The 496-nt window shown below is 45.6% G+C and carries 1 protein-coding gene; it reads right to left on the reverse strand.

The window, feature by feature from the left end:
- Positions 1 to 496: ISAs1 family transposase (locus tag RH88_RS02610; protein WP_005593262.1), on the reverse strand; the 496-nt coding region annotated here is incomplete at both ends.

Raw genomic sequence — 496 nt, forward strand, 5'->3', positions numbered from 1 at the left:
GCATCAATCGTCACGATAGCACCTCGTAAGTCAAGCATCTGGAGGAGTGCAGGTATCGCTGTGATTTCATTACTCTTAGCATCGGTTTTTAGCTGACCTAATACGAGTTGATTAGCACAGGAATAAGCACTCACCATGTGAATGGTGCTTTGCCTGTCGTTTCTGTCATAGGAACCCCGTAAAGTTTTGCCGTCAATGGCTACCACCTCACCACCAGTTAACTTGTGCACTGCTTTCATCCAGGCTAGAAAGCAATCTCGGAATTCTGCCGGGTCGATGTTTGACATCAGACGAGCAAAGGTATCATCAACCGGCACACCTTTTTCGAATAAACCATGTTTAAGAAACCATTCATGGTGTCCGAGAACATACTCTCGAATATCAGTCCAGCCTTGGCCTCCGGCTATTATGGCACAGATTGAACCAAATAAAACGTCGAACAGAGGATAGTCTACTTTTGCGCTTTGTCGTTCGTCTCGAATGATGCTGAAATACG

The sequence above is a fragment of the Vibrio scophthalmi LMG 19158 genome, assembly GCF_000222585.1.
GTDB classification, from domain to species: domain Bacteria; phylum Pseudomonadota; class Gammaproteobacteria; order Enterobacterales; family Vibrionaceae; genus Vibrio; species Vibrio scophthalmi.